The 17705-nt window shown below is 62.8% G+C and carries 17 protein-coding genes; 6 read left to right on the top strand and 11 right to left on the bottom strand.

Going from position 1 to position 17705, the window contains the following annotated elements; genetic code table 11:
- Positions 1-91: 91 nt before the first annotated feature.
- The 9 genes from pqqB to C9422_RS32320 all read right to left on the bottom strand — a co-directional run bounded on the left by pqqB (position 92) and on the right by C9422_RS32320 (position 8467).
- On the bottom strand, positions 92-1006 hold the full coding sequence (pqqB, locus tag C9422_RS27165) for a pyrroloquinoline quinone biosynthesis protein PqqB (protein ID WP_116582815.1): 915 nt from the start codon (positions 1004-1006) through the stop codon (positions 92-94).
- Positions 1007-1061: 55 nt separating this feature from the next.
- Entirely contained in the window at positions 1062-1133 is a 72-nt protein-coding gene (gene pqqA / locus C9422_RS27160) for a pyrroloquinoline quinone precursor peptide PqqA (protein WP_003253598.1), read from the bottom strand.
- 243 nt (positions 1134-1376) lie between these two features.
- A complete protein-coding gene (locus C9422_RS27150; protein ID WP_102701836.1) occupies positions 1377-2897 on the bottom strand; it encodes an aldehyde dehydrogenase family protein in 1521 nt (506 codons plus the stop codon).
- 230 nt (positions 2898-3127) lie between these two features.
- Complete coding sequence (locus C9422_RS27145; protein WP_102701835.1) at positions 3128-4903, bottom strand: PQQ-dependent methanol/ethanol family dehydrogenase; 1776 nt, start codon at positions 4901-4903, stop codon at positions 3128-3130.
- A gap of 275 nt (positions 4904-5178) precedes the next feature.
- Entirely contained in the window at positions 5179-6117 is a 939-nt protein-coding gene (locus C9422_RS27140; RefSeq protein ID WP_116582814.1) for a quinoprotein relay system zinc metallohydrolase 1, read from the bottom strand.
- 16 nt (positions 6118-6133) lie between these two features.
- Positions 6134-6895 (bottom strand): quinoprotein dehydrogenase-associated SoxYZ-like carrier, encoded by a 762-nt coding sequence (locus tag C9422_RS27135; protein WP_116582813.1) that lies wholly within the window; start codon positions 6893-6895, stop codon positions 6134-6136.
- A gap of 10 nt (positions 6896-6905) precedes the next feature.
- A complete protein-coding gene (locus C9422_RS27130) occupies positions 6906-7781 on the bottom strand; it encodes an ABC transporter substrate-binding protein (protein ID WP_116582812.1) in 876 nt (291 codons plus the stop codon).
- 3 nt (positions 7782-7784) lie between these two features.
- Positions 7785-8246: a cytochrome c-550 PedF gene (gene pedF / locus C9422_RS27125; protein ID WP_104447415.1), complete on the bottom strand. Its 462-nt coding sequence runs from the start codon at positions 8244-8246 to the stop codon at positions 7785-7787.
- 56 nt (positions 8247-8302) lie between these two features.
- Positions 8303-8467: a hypothetical protein gene (locus C9422_RS32320; RefSeq protein ID WP_165824819.1), complete on the bottom strand. Its 165-nt coding sequence runs from the start codon at positions 8465-8467 to the stop codon at positions 8303-8305.
- Positions 8468-8624: 157 nt separating this feature from the next.
- Here C9422_RS32320 and C9422_RS27120 point away from each other — a divergent pair, with 157 nt between their 5' ends.
- From C9422_RS27120 to C9422_RS27090, 6 genes are all read left to right on the top strand, one after another.
- Positions 8625-9809, top strand: a complete 1185-nt coding sequence (locus tag C9422_RS27120; RefSeq protein ID WP_116582811.1) for an ABC transporter substrate-binding protein — start codon at positions 8625-8627, stop codon at positions 9807-9809.
- 30 nt (positions 9810-9839) lie between these two features.
- On the top strand, positions 9840-10799 hold the full coding sequence (locus C9422_RS27115) for a YVTN family beta-propeller repeat protein (protein WP_116582810.1): 960 nt from the start codon (positions 9840-9842) through the stop codon (positions 10797-10799).
- Complete coding sequence (locus C9422_RS27110) at positions 10796-11527, top strand: ABC transporter ATP-binding protein (RefSeq protein ID WP_095967638.1); 732 nt, start codon at positions 10796-10798, stop codon at positions 11525-11527. Before C9422_RS27115 ends, C9422_RS27110 begins: the two co-directional genes overlap by 4 nt.
- Entirely contained in the window at positions 11524-12315 is a 792-nt protein-coding gene (locus C9422_RS27105; protein ID WP_116582809.1) for an ABC transporter permease, read from the top strand. Before C9422_RS27110 ends, C9422_RS27105 begins: the two co-directional genes overlap by 4 nt.
- A 226-nt stretch (positions 12316-12541) precedes the next feature.
- Complete coding sequence (locus tag C9422_RS27095; protein ID WP_116582808.1) at positions 12542-13099, top strand: PQQ-dependent catabolism-associated CXXCW motif protein; 558 nt, start codon at positions 12542-12544, stop codon at positions 13097-13099.
- A gap of 56 nt (positions 13100-13155) precedes the next feature.
- Positions 13156-13821, top strand: a complete 666-nt coding sequence (locus C9422_RS27090; protein ID WP_007976602.1) for a response regulator transcription factor — start codon at positions 13156-13158, stop codon at positions 13819-13821.
- A gap of 121 nt (positions 13822-13942) precedes the next feature.
- On the opposite strand, the gene nahK is transcribed toward C9422_RS27090, so the two are convergent.
- Positions 13943-16576, bottom strand: coding sequence for a hybrid sensor histidine kinase/response regulator NahK/ErcS' (gene nahK, locus C9422_RS27085; RefSeq protein WP_116582807.1), 2634 nt, complete (start codon positions 16574-16576; stop codon positions 13943-13945).
- The gene (gene nosP / locus C9422_RS27080) at positions 16506-17663 is read right to left on the bottom strand and encodes a nitric oxide-sensing protein NosP (RefSeq protein WP_095967634.1); all 1158 of its coding nucleotides are present in this window, start codon (positions 17661-17663) and stop codon (positions 16506-16508) included. The genes nahK and nosP overlap by 71 nt, the downstream gene beginning before the upstream one ends.
- Positions 17664-17705: the final 42 nt, after the last annotated feature.

The raw sequence follows: 17705 nt of genomic DNA, 5'->3' as shown, positions 1-17705 counted from the left end.
CCGGCCTCTTCGCGGGCAAGCCCGCTCCCACAGGGTTCGGCAGTGTCCACAAAACCTGTGGGAGCGGGCTTGCCCGCGAAGGCGTCCTTCGCTACAGCTCAATACTCATGCCGTCGTATGCCACTTCGATCCCCCGCCGCTCCAGCAAAGCCCGCTCGGCCGAGTCTTCATCGAGAATGGGATTGGTGTTGTTGATGTGGATCAGCACCTTGCGCTGGCGGTTGAAACCCTCCAGCACGTCCAGCATCCCGCCGGGGCCGCTTTGTGGGAGGTGCCCCATTTCGCTGCCCTGGCTCTGGCCGACTTCGCACAGACGCATCTCGTCGTCGCGCCACAGGGTGCCGTCCAGCAGCAGGCAATCGGCACGCTGCATCCAGCCCAGCACTTCATCGTCGATTCGGCCAAGGCCCGGCGCATAGAACAGCGACGCGCCGCTGCGCAGGTCTTCAACGAACAGGCCAATGGTGTCGCCCGGTTGCGGGTTGCCGCGATTGGGCGAATACGGCGGCGCGTTGCTCACCAGGGGAATCGCGCGAAATTGCAAATGCCCGCAGGCCGGGATGCCGAACGGCTGGCGATCGAGGCCGACCGGTTGCCAGTGCAGTCCGCCGTTCCAGTGTCCGAGCATGGTGAACAGCGGGAAACCGCTGCTCAGGTCCTGATGCACACGCTCGGTGCACCAGACGTCATGGGGGCAGCCTTCGCGCAGGCTGAGCAAACCGGTGCAATGGTCGATCTGGCTGTCCAGCAGCACGATACCGGCGATGGCGCTGTCACGCAGGCGCCGCGCCGGTTGCAGTGGTGCAAAACTCTCGAGTTGCGCGCGAATGTCCGGTGACGCGTTGCACAGCACCCACTCCACCCCGTCGTCACTCAAGGCAATCGACGACTGCGTACGGCGCTGGGCCCGCAGGCTGCCATTGCGCACACCGGCGCACTGGCGGCAGTTGCAGTTCCACTGAGGAAAACCACCGCCAGCGGCGGAACCGAGAACGCGGATGTGCATGGCGGATGCTCCAGGAGGCAGGTCCGGCCAACCCATCGGCTGGCCGGGTGATCATTCAACGGTTGGCGAAATACATCGTCACTTCGAAGCCAATGCGCAGATCGGTAAACGCGGGTTTAGTCCACATGGGTCATTCCTCTTCTTGTGCCGGGTGATTCCGGTAGAGCCATTAATACACGGTGGGTCGGGGGGCCGAATGCTACTTTCGAAGGAGGTTCGGGGGTGATTTGGTAGGGGGTAACCGTATACATGAAACACACACAAACCCCTGTAGGAGCTGCCGAAGGCTGCGATCTTTTGATTGTGAATTCCAAGATCAAAAGATCGCAGCCTTCGGCAGCTCCTACAGGGATTGTGTGCATTCAGTGGGTTAGAAGAACCCCAGCGGATTGATGTCGTAGCTCACCAGCAGGTTTTTCGTCTGCTGATAGTGGTCGAGCATCATCTTGTGGTTTTCCCGGCCGACGCCGGACTTCTTGTACCCGCCGAACGCCGCATGCGCCGGGTACAGGTGGTAGCAGTTGGTCCACACCCGTCCGGCCTTGATCGCCCGGCCCATGCGATAGGCGCGGTTGATGTCGCGGGTCCACAGGCCGGCGCCGAGGCCGAACTCGCTGTCGTTGGCAATCGCCAGGGCTTCGGCTTCGTCCTTGAAGGTGGTGACACCCACCACCGGACCGAAGATTTCTTCCTGGAACACGCGCATCTTGTTGTGGCCCTTGAGCAGGGTCGGCTGGATGTAGTAACCGCTGGACAGGTCGCCCTCCAGGCGTTCGGCCGCGCCGCCGGTGAGCAGCTCGGCGCCCTCCTCCTGGGCAATGGTCAGGTACGAGAGGATCTTGTCGTATTGCTGCTCGGACGCCTGGGCGCCGACCATGGTGTCGGTGTCCAGCGGGTTGCCGCGCTTGATCCTGGCGATCTTCTTCATCACCTCGGCCATGAACGGCTCGTAGATCGACTCCTGCACCAGCGCCCGGGACGGACAGGTGCAGACTTCGCCCTGGTTGAAGAACGCCAGCACCAGGCCTTCGGCGGCTTTTTCGATGAACGCCGGTTCCGCGTTCATGATGTCTTCGAAGAAGATGTTCGGCGACTTGCCGCCCAGTTCGACGGTGCTCGGGATGATGTTCTCGGCGGCGCAATGCATGATGTGCGCGCCCACCGGGGTCGAACCGGTGAAGGCGATCTTGGCGATGCGCTTGCTGGTGGCCAGGGCCTCGCCGGCTTCGCGACCGAAGCCCTGGACGATGTTCAGCACGCCCGCGGGCAGCAGGTCGGCGATCAGCTCGGCGAACACCATGATCGACAGCGGCGTTTGCTCGGCAGGCTTGAGCACGATGCAGTTGCCGGCGGCGAGCGCCGGTGCGAGTTTCCAGGCGGCCATCAGCAGCGGGAAGTTCCACGGAATGATCTGCCCGACCACGCCCAGGGGCTCATGGAAGTGATAGGCCGTGGTCAACTCGTTGATCTCGGCAGCCCCGCCTTCCTGGGCACGGATGCAGCCGGCGAAGTAACGGAAGTGGTCGGCCGCCAGCGGTACGTCGGCGTTCAGGGTTTCGCGCACGGCCTTGCCGTTGTCCCAGGTTTCGGTGACGGCCAGGACCTCAAGGTTCTGCTCGATGCGGTCGGCGATTTTCAGCAGCACCAGGGAGCGGTCCTGGGCCGAGGTCTTGCCCCAGGCGTCGGCAGCGGCATGGGCGGCGTCGAGGGCCTTGTCGATGTCGGCGGCGCTGGAGCGCGGGAACTCGGCGATCACTTCACCGTTGACCGGCGAGGTGTTGGTGAAGTACTCGCCATTGATCGGGGCAACGAACTCGCCACCGATGAAGTTGCCGTAGCGCGGCTTGAAGGTAATGACGGCGCCTGGGGTTCCGGGTTGTGCGTAGATCATGGTGGGCCTCTGTCTGGGTCGATGCCTGTCGTATTGACAGGCGATGAGCCGATACTAGAGAGCCCCGCGTGCCAGACGAATGCGTCGTTGGCAGGAGGGTCTCTCGTTATTTGGTCGTAGGTTTCACACGAATTAATGTGGGAGCGGGCTTGCTCGCGAAGGCGTCGTGTCAGCCACAAAGTTGCTGAATGACACACCGCATTCGCGAGCAAGCCCGCTCCCACAAGGGATCAGTGTTTGGCTACAAGGTCCTTGGGCAGCTTGAAGGTCCAGAGCATGCCGCCCTGATTGAAGTCCTTGACCCGCTTGGCCACTTCGCCGCCCCACAGCGGTACCGCGCCGCCCCAGCCGGAGAGCACCGAGACGTACTGTTCGCCGTCCATTTCCCAGGTCACGGGCGAGCCGAGCACGCCGGAGCCGGTCTGGAATTCCCAGACCTTTTCGCCGGTCTTGGCGTTGAACGCCTGCAGGAAGCCTTCAGGCGTGCCGGTGAACACCAGGTTGCCCTTGGTGGTCAGCACACCGCCCCACAGCGGCGCGTAGTTCTTGTGACGCCAGACTTCCTTGCCGGTTTTCGGATCGATGGCCCGCAGCACGCCGATGTAGTCTTCGTTCAACGGCTTGATGGTGAAGCCGGCGCCGAGGAACGCCGCGCCTTTCTTGTAGGCGATGCCTTCGTTCCAGATGTCCATGCCCCATTCGTTGGACGGCACATAGAACAACCCGGTGTCCCGGTTATAGGCCATCGGCATCCAGTTTTTCGCACCGAGGAACGCCGGCGCCACGAACACCGAGCTGCCCTTGACTTCCGAACCCGGGGCGCCGGGACGGCTGGCTTCGTTGTAGATCGGCCGGCCGTCCTTATCCAGGCCGGTGGCCCAGGTGATCTTGTCCACGAACGGGAAGCCACGGATGAATTTGCCGTTGGTACGATCCAGCACGTAGAAGAAACCGTTACGGTCAGCCGTGGCCGCCGCCTTGATCTCCTTGCCGCCTTCGTTGTAGTTGAACGACACCAGCTCGTTCACCCCGTCGTAGTCCCAACCGTCGTGGGGCGTGCTCTGGAAGTGCCATTTGATGGTGCCGTCATCCGGGTTGAGCGCCAGGCGCGACGAGGAGTAAAGGTTGTCGCCAGGGCGCAGGTGCGAGTTCCACGGCGCCGGGTTGCCGGTACCGAACAGCAGCAGGTTGGTTTCCGGGTCGTAATAACCGCCAAGCCAGGGGGCTGCACCGCCGGTTTTCCACAGATCGCCCGGCCAGGTCTTGCCCGCCTCGCCGCCGGAGATGCCGTTCTCCACGGCTTTGCCGTCCTTGTAGACATAGCCCATATGGCCTTCGACCGTCGGACGGGTCCACAGCAGATCACCGTTTTTCGGGTCGTAGGCCTCGATCTTGCCCACCACCCCGAACTCGCCACCGGCCACGCCGGTAATCAGCTTGCCATTGATCACCAGCGGCGCGGCACTGATCGAGTAGCCTTCCTTGTGGTCGGCGACTTTCTTGCTCCACACCACCTTGCCGGTGTCCTTGTTCAGCGCCACGAGCTTGGCGTCGAGGGTGCCGAAAATCACCAGGTCGCCATACAGCGCGACGCCACGGTTGATCACGTCGCAGCAAGGGCGGATGTCATCGGGCAGGCGCGCATCGTATTGCCAGAGTTTCTTGCCGGTGCGCGCATCCACGGCAAACACCCGGGAGTAGGAACCGGTCATGTACATCACGCCGTCCTTGACCATCGGCTGCGCCTGCTGGCCCCGCTGTTTTTCACCGCCGAAGGAAAACGCCCAGGCCGGGCGCAGTTCCTTGACGTTGTCGACGTTGAGAATATCCAGCGGGCTGTAGCGCTGCCCTTGAACGCCGAGGCCGTTGGTCACGACCTGTTCCGGATTCTTCGGGTCCTGGAGAATGTCCTGGTCGGAAACCCCGGCCAATGCCTGGCCGGACAACAGCATGGCACTGAGCAGCAGGCTCAGGACGAAGGGCTGGCGACGTGCGGGTTGAGTCATGACGGCTTCCTCTGCGGATTTTTGTTATGTCCGGAAATTTTCCCGGTCTGGTGCAGATTCTTGGTCGCCGCCGCCCTGGCAACAATTGCCCGCAATGAGGAGATTGCTAGTTCCTTGGTACAGGGTGGGAAGGGATGAGCAGCGATTTTGTACCCGACACAGCCCCCCCCTGTGGGAGCGGGCTTGCTCGCGAAGAGGCCGGCACATTCAACATCGTTGTTGCCTGACACTCCGCCTTCGCGAGCAAGCCCGCTCCCACATTGGATCGGGGTGGGTCAGTTATTTGCGTTGGAATCCACCCGCATCATCCGCTCGCGCTCATAGCGCGGGTACAGATGACTGACGCTGCGGATCAGTTCATAACGGCTCAGGTTGATCCCGGCGAAGCGTTCGGGGATGGGGCTGCGGATCATCTCGGCCATATCACTGCCACTGGCCGCGCCGTCGCGCATGAGCTGATCGAGCCAGGTCAGGTAATCGCGCATCTGTTCGAAGGGTTGCCGGTCACTGGCCACCGGCCCATGGCCCGGCACGACCTGCGTCCAGGGCAAATCTTGCAGGGTCGCGATGTCCGCCAGCCACACTGACAGCCCCGGACTGTTGGGCGTGGTCAGCGCCCGCTGATAAAACACCAGGTCCCCGGCATACAGCACGCCGGTTTGCTGGTCGAGAATAGCCAGATCCGCGCCCGTATGCCCACCCAGGCTCAGCAAGCGCAGATCGTGATTCCCAAAACTTTTCACGCCGGGTGTCAGCGTCTGCGTCGGCAACACCACTTCGGTGCCACGCATCCAGTCGCCGACCATTCGGTACATATTCTCGGCCATCGCATCGCCTTGCCGGTGCAACAGTTCGGTGGTGCCGGCCAGGGCGCCGATCGGCACGTCGGTGAAGGCCTGATTGCCCAGCACATGGTCCGGGTGGTGATGGGTCAGCAAGACCTCGATCACCGGCTTGTCGGTGGTGGCGGCAATGGCCTTGCGCATCGCTTCGCCGTAACGCCGGGACGGCCCGGTGTCGATCACCACCACACCGCGTTCAGTGACGATAAACGCGGTGTTGACGATGTTGCCGCCATTGGCCTTGGCAAAATTATCGGTGCTGCCTTCCAGCAGCCAGGTGTCCCGGGCGATCTGCCGGGGCTTGAGTGAGTAGTCGAGATCGGCCAGGGCCGGCAGACTGATGCTTAACACCATCAACAGGATCCAGCGCATGCCACGCTCCTTGGGGTCAGGGGATCGACGCATCGAACTCATTGCCGCTGTTGTCCCGTAGCAACAGACGCGTTTGCCCTGCCCCCTCGATGTCAAAGGCCAGGTTGGGGTTTTCGCTGACCGCGGGGAACAGCTCCAGCCGGGCCAGCACGTGCTCGTTGTGGTCGCGCAGCTCGGCATGGTTGATGAAAAATTCCGGAATGCCGCTGACCATGCCGTTGTCCATGGGATGGGCCACCTGCATACGCACACGGCTGAACCCGTCCCGGGGATAGCGCCCGCCGAGCACTTCGCCGATGTGCTCCTCCCAGCCCGGCTGGGTGCGCACCACACTCGGCGCGGTGCAACCGCCACCTGCGGCGTCAATCAGGGTCGAGCCGACATGCCACAACCCGTCGCGGGTCAACACCGCCGCACGCAGGGGTGTGGCCTGTTCGATGCGAATGCGCAACGACAGCCAGGGCAAAACCGAATCCAGCGGCTGGAAGTCGACAATTTTCGGCAACGGATTCAGTTCTGCCCAGGCGAGGATTCTTACCACTTCGCCCTTGAACGCGCGGGCGTCGATTTCCAGCGGCACCTGCCGGGCGTCTTCGGCAAACGGCGGCGCCAGCAACTTGACCCGCTCATCGAAAACGAACGGCGCATTGCCCAGAAACTGCTGGTGATAGAAAGCCCACATCACCGATGGCACCGGGTCTTTGCCAGGATCGATCGCGCCAGCCTGTGCCGCCAGGCTCAACCAGCAGGCCAACAGACAACTCCCTCGCCATTTCATCGCCTGCTCCTTATTGATACATCTCGGGCACGTCGTACTGCAGGCCGTAATGGCCGTAGATGGTCTTCACCGCGCCCTCGCGGATCAGGCCTTCGAGCGCCTCTTCCACGGCATAGGCCAGTTGCCGGTTGCTTTCGTGCACCGCCAAGCCGATTTCCCAGAGCTGCTTGCCCATGTTCGGGTAGGCGTTTTCTGCCAGCGCCAGCTGCGGGTCGGCCGCTTCGTGCACTTGCCAGTCGATTTCGCCGCGCATGGCCATCACCGCGTCGACCTCACCGGCCTTCATCGCGGCAAACGCCTGGGGCACGCCCGGATAGTGATGGGTCTTGCCGGCCAGCATGCCGTTGAACACCGAGGTCAGGTAGAACGACGGCACGCTGTCGACTTCGACACCAATCGGGTGCTGCTCGAACACCGCGACGCTGGCGACCTTGTCCAGCCTTCGGCGGTCATAGGCCACCTGCCATTGTTCGTTCTGGTAGGGACCGAACATCACCACATGGCCGTTGACCAGCTCACCGAGCTCGTTGCGCTTCTGCGCGTAGTCATGGTCGTAGGGCACGCGCATCATCAGGTCGGCCAGTTGCTGGTTGTGCAAGGCACTGGCACGCCAGATGTAATCGCGCAGGTCGTCGTCGAGCTTTTCCCCGGCCGGCGCCCAGATCAGCGTCAGGCGCACGCCGAGCGCCTTGGCCAGGGCTTCGGCCAGCTCGACATCGACACCCTGGGGCTTGCCGGCGCGCTCAAAACTGTAGGGGGCGAAGTCCTTGTAGACCGCCACCTTCAGCTCCCCGGCGGCGATCATTTCGTCGTAGTTGCGAACCTGCGCCTGCGCCGCCTGGCAGCACAGCCACAGAGCGCTGATCAACACCGCGAACAGGCGCATGGGTCACTCCTCGACGTGCACAGTGTCCAGGTAAGTGCGCACCGCCCACAGGGCTTCCTGGCTCAGGTAGTCGGCCATCTTCGGCATGTACACGCGACCGTCGCGTACCGCACCATGGCGCACCCGTTCGGCGAACCATTCATCGCCCGCCTCGCCGACATCGAGCATGCGCAAATCAGGGGCGATGCCGCCGGACTTGGCTTCCAGGCCATGGCAGGCCGCGCAGTTCTGGGTGTAGGCCGAGGCACCGATTTCCACTGCCTTGTCGTGTTCCGGGGCGGTGCGATACGGGTTCACCGCGGCCCAGCCATCGGCATCGAGTTGCACACCGGCTTCCTTGATCGGGGTCAGCCCCGGGGTGGCCACGGCCTGTGGGACCACGTTGCCGTGGGCCCAGACAGAACCTGCGCTGATCAAACTGGCCAATAGCCCGGTGACGAGCAAGGCGTTGCATTTTGTTGTCATTGTCATGCCCTCTGGATTGCACGCAAAACCTCTTGGCAGAGGCTATGGCAGCCATCTTAGAAAGCCCTGCGCCCAGACCCCATGCTGCTTTGGTGGTCGCCACCTACTCCCTTGGTCGTAAGGCGATCGTTGGACGCGGGACGCGGACCCTGGAGCCGGTCGACGCCGATCAGGGTCAGGATCAGCAGAAACGGCAGGAGCAGTGCTTTGACGATACGCATGGTCAATCCCCTCCAGATCATTGGCCGTGGTTACCCATGCTAGAACCGCGCCGTGTGTGGCGGGCTACTACCTTGGTACTGGCCCTTCGGTACTTTCTGCATATTTTCACTGCACCCCAGGCTTCCTATGCTGGCGCTAACGGTCATGGAGAGCCTTATGCGCCAGCTTGCCCCTTACGCCCTGATCTACCTGCTGGCGATTGCCTGCGCCGCCGGCCTGGCCACCCAAAGCCAGGCCGCCGATGCACTCTTGCAGGTGCGCATCGGCTACCTGAGTTATCGCCCCGACCCCGGCCCGTTGCTGTCCAACGTCATTCCCGAACCCACCGATGCCGGGCTGCGCGGCGCCGAACTGGCGATCACCGACAGCAACAGCACCGGGCGCTTTCTCAACCACGGCTACAGCCTGGTCAGCGCCAGCGTCGACAGCCCCGAAGCCTTGCTCGAAGCGGCGAAGGCTCAGCACGAACAAGGCCTGCGCCTGTTTGTGGTGAATGCCCCCGCGACCAGCCTGCGCCAATTGAGTGCGGCACTGCCCGACAGTTTGCTGTTCAACGCCGGCAGTGCCGATGACAGCCTGCGCACCACCGCTTGCCTGCCGAACGTGCTGCACACCTTGCCGAGCCGGGCGATGCTCGCCGATGCGCTGGCGCAGTTTCTGGTGTTGCGCAAATGGCAACGGGCGCTGCTGATTGTCGGCCCGACGCCGGACGATCAAGCCTATGCCGCCGCCCTGCGCCGCGGGGCCAAGCGTTTCGGCTTGCAACTGGTGGCGGAAAAAACCTGGAGCTTCGATAACGACCAACGCCGCAGCGCCCAGGCCGACATGCCGCTGTTCACCCAGACCGCCGAGTACGACGTGGTACTGGTGGCCGATGAACGCGGCGATTTCGGTGAATACGTGCCCTACCAGACCTGGTACCCACGCCCGGTCGCCGGCACCCAGGGCCTGACCCCGGTGGGTTGGCACAAGACCGTGGAAACCTACGGCGCCGCACAGTTGCAAAAACGCTTTGAAGCCCTGACCGGGCGCTGGATGAATGACCGCGATTTCGCCGCCTGGATGGCCGTGCGCAGTATCGCCAGCGCCGTGAGCAAATTGCGCCAGGCCGAGCCGATGGCGATCCGTACGCTGGAAATCAGCGACCAGTTGCCCCTCGACGGTTTCAAGGGTCGCAAGCTCAGCTACCGGCCATGGAACGGCCAGTTGCGCCAACCGATTCCCATCGTCCAGCCCCGGGCGCTGGTCAGCACCTCACCCCAGGACGGCTTTCTGCACCCGTTCAACGAGATGGACAGCCTGGGCTACGACAAACCCGAAGTCAGCTGCCGCTTTCCCTGATCCGAACATCACAACAACAAGGAATCCGCCATGCGCCGCACCCTGCTCTCGTGCACCTTGCTGCTCGCCGCCGGCCATGCCGTTGCCAGCACTGCCTGGGTCTCCAACGAAAAGGACAACAGCCTGAGCCTGATCGACATGCAGACCCTGCAAGTCACCGACACCCTGCCCGTCGGCCAGCGCCCTCGCGGCCTGCTGCTGTCCCATGACAACAAGCTGTTGTACATCTGCGCCAGCGACTCGGACCGGGTCCAGGTGATGGACGTGGCCACCCGCAAGATCATCAAGGAACTGCCCTCGGGCAAAGACCCCGAGCAATTCGCCTTGCACCCGAACAACCGCTGGCTGTACGTCTCCAACGAAGACGATGCGCTGGTGACGGTGATCGACACCGAGACCTCCAAGGTACTCGGCCAGATCGATGTCGGCGTCGAGCCCGAGGGCATGGCCGTCAGCCCTGACGGACAGTGGGCGGTCAACACCAGCGAAACCACCAACATGTTGCACTGGATCGACACCAGCACCCAGACCCTGGCCGACAGCACCCTGGTGGACCAGCGTCCGCGCTTCGTCGAGTTCTCCCCCGATGGCACGAAACTCTGGGCCTCGGCGGAAATCGGCGGCACCGTGACCATTCTCGATGTGGCCAGCCGCACCGTGCTCAAGACCCTGAACTTCCAGATCAAGGGCGTGCACCCGGACAAGGTCCAGCCGGTCGGCATCAAGCTCAGCGCCGATGGCAAGTACGGCTTCGTCGCCCTCGGCCCGGCCAATCATGTGGCAGTGATCGATGCCAGGACTTACGAGATACTCGATTACCTGCTGGTGGGTCGACGAGTCTGGCAGATGGCGTTCACCCCGGATCAGAAGCAGTTGCTGGCCACCAACGGCGTCAGCGGCGATGTCTCGGTGATCGATGTCGACAGCCTCAAGGTCAGCAAGTCGGTGAAGGTCGGGCGCTATCCCTGGGGCGTGGTGGTGACACCATGAACGCCCTCGAAGTCAGCGACCTGAGCTTTGCCTACGGCGCCCGTGAGGCCTTGCGCAAGGTAAGTTTCAGCCTGGAACCCGGACGTTTCGCCGCGCTGCTGGGCCCCAACGGTGCCGGCAAGTCGACCCTGATTGCCCTGCTGACCCGGCTCTATGATCTGCAGCACGGCGAGATCCGCGTTGGTGGCTGTTCATTGCGCAGCGCGGCACGCCCGGCACTCAGGCAGTTGGGCGTGGTGTTCCAGCAAAGCACCCTGGACCTGGACCTCAGCGTCGAGCAGAACCTGCGTTATCACGCGGCATTGCATGGCCTGTCCCGGCGCCAGACCGACCTTCGGGTCGACGCCGAACTGGCCCGCCAGGCCCTGACCGAGCGCCGCCGCGAACGGGTGCGCGAACTCAATGGCGGCCATCGTCGCCGGGTGGAAATTGCCCGCGCCCTGTTGCATGAGCCGCGCCTTTTGCTGCTCGATGAAGCCAGTGTCGGCCTCGACCCGGCGAGTCGCCTGGCGCTCAACCAGCACATCCGCAGCCTGTGTCGCGAGGAGCACATCAGCGTGCTCTGGACCACCCACCTGCTCGACGAAGTGCAGCCCAGCGATGACTTGCTGATCCTGCATCAAGGCCGGCTGGTGGCCAGCGGACAAGCCGATGCACTGAGCCTGGAGCACGGCGGTGACCTCGGTTCGGCCTTCACCCGCCTGACTACATCGGGAGCTGCCCAATGAACGCTTACTGGCAATGTTTCAGCGGTATCGTGCTGCGCGAGTGGCTGCGCTTTGTGCTGCAACGCACCCGATTTCTCAGCGCCTTGGTGCGGCCGTTGCTGTGGCTGCTGGTGTTCGCGGCGGGTTTTCGCGCAGCGCTGGGGATCGCGATCATCGAGCCCTACGACACCTACATCCCCTACGAGGTCTACATCATTCCCGGCCTGGCCTGCATGATCCTGCTGTTCAATGGCATGCAGGGTTCTCTGTCGATGGTCTACGACCGCGAGATGGGCAGCATGCGCGTGCTGCTGACCAGCCCCCTGCCGCGTACCTTCCTGCTGTGCAGCAAGCTGCTGGCCACGTCACTGATTTCGCTGCTGCAGGTCTATGCGTTCCTGGCGATTGCCTGGGTCTACGGCGTGCGACCACCGGCCATGGGCCTGTTGCTGGCGTTGCCGGCGCTGCTGCTGGTGGCGTTGATGCTCAGCGCACTGGGCCTGTTGCTGTCGAACGCGATCCGCCAGCTGGAGAACTTTGCCGGGGTGATGAATTTCGTGATCTTCCCGCTGTTTTTCCTGTCATCGGCGCTGTATCCGCTGTGGAAGATGCGCGAAGCCAGCGAATGGTTGTACTGGCTGTGCGCGGTGAATCCGTTCACCCATGCGGTGGAGCTGGTGCGTTTTGCCCTGTATGAACGCTTCAATCCGCTGGCGCTGGCGGTGTGCATGGGGCTGACGCTGCTGTTCGCGTTGCTCGCCGTACTGACCTTCAACCCGCAGCACGCGGCCTTGCGCAAAGCCAGCTGACAACACAGGTCAACTGTGGGAGCGGGCTTGCTCGCGAAAGCGTTGTGTCAGTCAACTCATTCATTGAATGTGACGCCGCCTTCGCGAGCAAGCCCGCTCCCACAAGGGGGCTCTTCATTGAACAGGATGAAATTACTACTTTAGTACTGGTTTCCCTGTCTATCGTCGCATTCCCAACGCCCCCCGACTGGCATGTAATAGGTCCATAACTATAAGGACTGACCCCATGCCGCGTACCCGACGTTGCCTGTTGCGCCTTACTCTCGCCGCCCTGTCGCTGGGCCTGCTGCTGAGCACCGCGCAGGCCGACACCGCACTGTTCTCCAGCGACGGCTATCGCATCGGCCTGTACCGCAGCCCGACGCCCGACCAGCTGCAAGGCGCAACCATCGTCGATACCCCCGCCCTGCAAGCCCTGCTCGGCCAAACCCCGCGTCCGCTGCTGATCGATGTCTACCGCCGCCAGTGGCTGCAAGGGCAATTCATCGAAGACCAGCCCCATGAAAACCTGCCCGGCAGCCATTGGCTGGCCAATACCGGTGACGGTGAACTGACGCCGCAATGGCAGGACTATTTCGCCGCCAACCTGAAAAAGCTGACCGCCGGTGACCCGACGCAACCGCTGGTCTTCTATTGCCGTTCCGACTGCTGGTTGAGCTGGAATGCGGTCAAGCGCGCAGCCACCATGGGCTATAAGACCCTGTATTGGTATCGCGATGGCCTGGACGCCTGGCAAGCGGCCAGTCTGCCGGTTTCGCCAGCCCGGCCCGAACCCTTTCCCTGAGCTTTACGCGTGCGTGTCGATGCCACACCATAATCAAAATAATGAGGTGAAAGGCCATGTACAAAATCCTGATTGCCGACGATCACCCGCTGTTTCGCGAAGCCATCCACAACGTCATCAGCGACGGTTTTGCCGGCAGCGAAGTGATGGAAACCGCCGACCTGGACAGCGCCCTGGCCCTGACCCAGGAACACGACGACCTGGACCTGATCCTGCTCGACCTGAACATGCCCGGCATGCACGGGCTCAATGGCCTGATCAACCTGCGTAACGAAGCGCCGACCATTCCGGTGGTGATTGTCTCCGCCGAACAGGACAAACAGATCGTGCTACAGGCCATCACCTACGGCGCGGTGGGTTTCATCACCAAGTCTTCACCCCGCGCCCAGATGACCGATGCCATCCAGCAGATTCTCAATGGTAATGTCTACCTGCCCCCGGACATCATCCGCACCGCCAAAAGCAGCACCCACCGGCGGATGAACGACACCCCGAGCTTCCCGCCCGAACTGCTCCAGGCCCTGACCCGCAAGCAGTTGCAGGTATTGGAACGCATGACCAAGGGCGAATCGAACAAACAAATCGCCTACACCCTGGAAATCGCCGAGACCACGGTCAAAGCCCACGTCTCGGCGATCCTGCGCAAGCTCAACGTGCACAACAGGGTGCAGGCGATCCTGAGTGCCGGGGATATTGATTTCGGGTCTTATTTGCGGCGTTGAAACTGAAGATCGCGTCGCTTCCATCGCTGGCAAGCCAGCTCCCACAGGGTTTTGTGAACAGCACACATCCACTGTGGGAGCTGGCTTGCCAGCGATGAGGCCCTCACAAACACCGATAGGTTCATGGCCTTGCAAGCAAATGACTCATCGCCGTCTTCAGCTTCATCGGCCGCACCGGCTTGTGCATCAGGGTGTGGCCCAGTTCGCGGATCTGCTGCTTGAGTTCGTTGCTGTAGTTGGCCGTGATCATCATCGCCGGCACCGGTGACGCGCGCCGGGCATTGATGCGCGCCACGGCGTCGACACCGTTGCGATCGTTGTCCAGGTGATAATCGGCAATCAGCAGGTCGGCCTCGGCGTGGAAATTGTCCACTTGCCGCGCCAGGTCCTCCTCCGACAGCGCCGTCACCACCCGACACCCCCATCCCTCCAGCAAGGTGCGCATGCCGGCGCAAATGGTCGCGTCGTTGTCCAGCACCCATATCCGCGCGCCCCGCAGGCGCTCGAGCATCGGCTCGCTCATCTGCAATGCGGGCTGCGGCTTTGGCGCGGTGGCGCTCAACGGCACTTCGACCGAGAACATCGACCCCCGGCCCGGCCATGAGCGCACATGAATGGGATGCCCGAGGATGCCGGCAATCTTCTCTACGATCGCCAGGCCCAGACCCAGGCCGCGATCCTGATCGGGACGCTGCACATCACCGCGCTTGAACTCCTGGAAAATCTCCTCCAGGCGATGCTCGGCAATGCCCATGCCGCTGTCCCAGACTTCGATCGTCAGGCACTGATGATGCCGCCGGCAACCGAGCACCACGCGACCACTGTAGGTATAGCGAATCGCATTGCTCAGCAGGTTGCGCAGGATCCGCGCCAGCAGCTGGATGTCACTGCGCACCAGCGCCGAACAGCCGATGAAGTGCAATTGCAGGCCTTCACTGCGCGCCACCTGGTTGTATTCGGCGGCCAGGTTGTCCAGCAGTTCACTGAGGGCGAACGGCGCAATGTCGGCCTTGATCACCCCCGCATCGAGCTTGGAAATATCCACCAGGGTGCCGAGCAGGTTCTCCACGTCTTCCAGGGAATTACTCACATTGCGCACCAGCGTCTCGCTGGACATCGGCTCGCGCCGTTCCAGCAAGGCACTGGTAAACAGGCGCGCGGCATTCAACGGTTGCAGCAGGTCATGGCTGACGGCGGCGAGGAACTTGGTCTTCGACAGGTTGGCCTGCTCGGCTTCCTGCTTGGCCTCGCGCAAGCGTGACTCGACCAGGCGACGCTCATCGATCTCGCGCAGCAACTGGTCGTTGAGGGTGGTCAACTCCGCCGTGCGCTCGCGTACCCGCAGCTCCAGGTTCTGATACGCCTGATGCAGCGCCTCGGCGGTGCGGCGGCGTTCGGTGATGTCGCGGATCAGCACGAAAATCCCCACCACCTCGCCACTGGCCAGACGGTTGGGCACATAGGAGCGCAGCATGTAGCGCTCCTGGTTGTTGACGTTGGTTTCGGCGAACTCGAACGTCACGCTCTCGCCGGCCAGTGCCCTGGCCACGTAGGGCTCCAGCCGCTGGTAATGCTGTTCGCTGTGCACTTCGCGCAGGCTCTGGCCGAGCATCACGCCGCGAGGCCAGCAGTACCACTCTTCGTAGACCTTGTTGGTGAACTCGTAGACCAGATCGGCATTGAGGTAGGCAATCAATGCCGGGACATGATCGGTGATCAGGCGAATCCAGTGTTCGCTTTCACTCAGTGCCTCGGCGTGCTGGTAGCGCTCGGTAATGTCGGTGAAGGTGTTGACGAAACCGCCGGTGGGCAACGGATGGGTGCGGATTTCCAGGACCCGGCCATCGTACAGGCGCTGCTCACATTCGCGCACCAGTCGTCCGTTGCCATCGCGACTGGCCGGGGTCAGCAGGTTCAGCTCGCTGTCGGCGATCACCTCGGCAAAGGGGCGATGGGCCGCCACCGGCGCCAGGCCGCTCAATTCCAGGAAACGCCGGTTCCACAACTCCAGGATGCCCTCGGCGCTGACCATCGCCACCCCTTGGGACAGGTTGTCGACCGCCCGTTGCAACAGATGCGACTTCTGCGCCACCGCCTGCTCACGGCGTACGGTTTCGCTGAGTTTGACGTCGGTAATGTCGGTGAACAGGATCACCCGCCCCCCTTCCTGGGTCGGCCGCTCGCTGACTTGCAGCCAGCGCCCGTTCTGCAGGCGGTAAAGCAGGTTTTCGTCGGCATGCCCGCGCGGCTCTTCGGTGAACAGGGCGTTGTTCATCATCAGCCGCTTGACCTCGGTCAGGCGCATGCCGGCGTTGATCCGCACCCGGCTGTTGCTCCAGAACGCCTTGAAGCGACTGTTGAACAGCACGATGCGCTGGTCGGCGTCGAACAGCACGAAGGCGTCGGAAATGCTTTCGATGGCATCGATCAGGTGTTGGTGCGCCGTTTCCGCGCGCAGGCGGGCTTCGCTGAGCAAATGATTGCCGGCCTTGAGTTCGGCCATGGCCTGGTTCAGGGCATCGGTGCGTTCGCGCACTTGCTCGGCCAGCACCACCGAATGCTGGAATGCCGCATACGGATCGTTGCCGCGGGTTCCCCCTGACTCGACCCGTTCAATCAGCGCGGCATTGATGCGCTGCAGTTTATGGTTTTCCAGGCGCAGCCCGGCCAGTTCGGCCTGCAGTTCAGCGATGTCCTGGGGCACGGCCACGGGCAATGGCAACGCCGGTGAAGGTCTGGTTGATGTGCATGCCATTGAACTGTTCTCCGTAGGTGTTGAAACCCATCACCCGTTGCTCGCGCAAAAAACCGCCGATCTGATCAAGACTGCCGTCGTCTTCGAGTTCCAGACGCCGCAGGAAACAGTCGCAACCGATGGTCAGCAGCAAATCGCCCAGGCGCTCCTGCAACCCCTCGAACAGGCGCTGCAGGTTCGGCAGCATCGGCCCCGGGGTCATGGCGGTGAGGACGATGCCGTTTTCCACGGCGCAATAGAAACTCAGGCTCAGGTCCGGATGCACCTGCTGGATGGCCCGCACGTAGTACTGCTGGTTGATCCGCACCGCCAACGGGTGCGCGGCGAAGACCCGGTGATCGAGCTGCGCCACCGGCACGCCGATGTGCCGGGCGTACTCCTCGGCAGCAGGCTCCGCATTGAGCTCGAAGACCCGGCGCAAGGTGCTGTCGGCCCCGGTGACCACCAGCTTTTCGGCGCGGGGCAGTACGTGGTGGGTGGTGAACACTTCGAAATCCAGCCAGGTATTGACCAGCACCACCACGGCCGCGCCGCTGTGGAACTCGCCATCGAAGTACACATGGGTATGGGTCAGGTAGTTATCGTCGCCGGCCGAGCCGCCGAAATGCGGAATGTCGCCCAAGGCCGCGCTCAAGGCTGCCAGGACCATTTCTTCGCGGCTGGACAGGCCATCGAGCAGGGTCAGGGCAAAGCTGTTGCCCTTGATCGGGGCCAGGGTGTTGCTGCGACAGCCACTGACCAGGCGCTCGACCATTTGCTGGGCGTCGATCAGGCTGAAGTGTTCCATCTGGTCGATCAGCTCGATCGAGATGGAAAAGTGCCGGTGATCGAAACCCACCGCCGTCACGCAATTGCGCCCGTAGCCCAGCGGGGTGATTTCCCCGGCGCTGGTGCAGCCCGCCAGGCGAATGCCGCCGAAGCTTTGCTGCAAGGCCTGGCCCAGTGCCTGCAAGTCGTATTCGGCGGAACAGAAGAACAGCACGAACCCCAGGTGCGGGTGCAACAGCTGTCGTGCCAGTTCCTGCGCGACCTGCCGGGCATCGGTGGCCTGGGACATTGCACTGACGACGCCTTCGCTCTGCTGCATCCTTACCTCCCGCAGGTGCGTGTGTATGAGGCACGAGTGTAC

This window comes from Pseudomonas sp. B1(2018) (genome assembly GCF_003097365.1).
Classification (GTDB): Bacteria; Pseudomonadota; Gammaproteobacteria; order Pseudomonadales; family Pseudomonadaceae; genus Aquipseudomonas; species Aquipseudomonas laurylsulfatiphila.
The sequence above is the reverse complement of the archived record's forward strand: the minus strand, read 5'-3'. Positions and strand labels throughout refer to the sequence as shown.